Raw genomic sequence first — 1,160 nt, 5'->3', positions numbered from 1 at the left:
CCCCTGGCGCAACGGCCTGACCGACGTGGCGATCGGGGCCGCGGGCGTCCGGCCGCTCGACGACTTCCGCGGCAGGTCAGACACCTACGGCAACCTGCGTCTCGTCCGTGTTCACCGCCTCGGGGGTGTCGGTGTTCATGCGTTACTCCTTGTTGGTGTGGGGATCGAGTCGCTCGTATCGATCAGGTACTTCGTCACCGTGGTTGCGATCTCCAGGACTTTGTCTTCGTTGGCGGTCCGCAGGGTGGCCAGCAGGTAGTCGGTGGCGAAGCGGATCCGCCCCGCCGGGGTGGCGGCGGCGTTGATGCGCTGCATGTGCCAGGCGCGGCGTACCGCCTTCCGGTCTTTTGCTCGCTCCCTCGCGTTGGCCATCGGAGTTGTTCTCCCTCTGTCGCTCTGACGAATTACACGCTAGCATACCTGGTGTACACCAGATAGGCCAGCATCAAATTTAGACCTGACGACCCCGTGCCACACTTGGGGCACACAAAGGCAGGCAGCATCAAGGGAGACATGGTGACCAGCCGGGAACGCAGCCCACGGCGAGAGGGTGAAAGCCTCCAGGAGGCACTCGCCGCCGAACTTCGCGCGGCCATCCTCAGCGGCCAACTGCAACCTGGGGACCCGCTGCCCAGCGAACAACGCATGGCCGACGAGCGCGGCCTGGCCCGATTGACCGTCGCCCGCGCCTACGCGGTGCTACGCGATGTCGACGGCCTGATCACGACCCTGCCCCGCAAGGGCAACTTCGTGCGCGCGACCCCGCGCATGACCTGGCAGATGATGCGCGGAAGCGACGTCTTCGATCCGTGGCCCGTCTCCCTGGAGCAGCAGGAGCTTGAGGGGTTCGAGACCATCACCGTCGAGATGGTCTCCCCCGCCGCCCGCGTGGAGAGCTACACCCTGTCCGCCATCCTGGACATCGGGAAAGGCCAGGTGGCGGCTCGCCACCACATGCGAAGCCTCAACGATGGAACGCTGGTCGAGGCGACCACGGCCTACTATCCCGAACGCCTGGTCCGTGACACCCCGCTCACCGACCCGTCCGCCGGCGACGTCGACCCGTACGCGGTGCTGACCGAGGCCTCGGGCCAGGAGATGTTGGCCGGGCCACCGAGCCGTCCGTACGGGTCACGGAGACGGCGTCACCGGCGCGCATG

Annotated in this window: 2 protein-coding genes and 1 pseudogene; 2 read left to right on the top strand and 1 reads right to left on the bottom strand. The window is 66.9% G+C overall.

Annotated elements, in window-relative coordinates; all coding sequences use genetic code 11:
• Positions 1-97, top strand: a pseudogene (locus tag AB0B89_RS36545) (coenzyme F420-0:L-glutamate ligase); the annotation flags it as partial.
• 38 nt (positions 98-135) lie between these two features.
• Here AB0B89_RS36545 and AB0B89_RS36540 read toward each other — a convergent pair.
• Positions 136-372 carry a hypothetical protein gene (locus AB0B89_RS36540; RefSeq protein ID WP_358562405.1) on the bottom strand — a complete coding sequence of 79 codons (237 nt, stop codon included), beginning with the start codon at positions 370-372 and terminating at the stop codon, positions 136-138.
• A gap of 144 nt (positions 373-516) precedes the next feature.
• Between AB0B89_RS36540 and AB0B89_RS36535 the strand changes: the two genes are divergently transcribed.
• A partial coding sequence (locus AB0B89_RS36535) for a winged helix-turn-helix domain-containing protein (protein WP_358562402.1) occupies positions 517-1,160 on the top strand: 644 nt, incomplete at its 3' end.

It is taken from the genome of Sphaerisporangium sp. NPDC049002, from assembly GCF_040649355.1.
Lineage (GTDB): Bacteria > Actinomycetota > Actinomycetes > Streptosporangiales > Streptosporangiaceae > Sphaerisporangium.
Note: the sequence above shows the minus strand (reverse complement) of the source record. Positions and strands in the feature narration are given on the sequence as shown.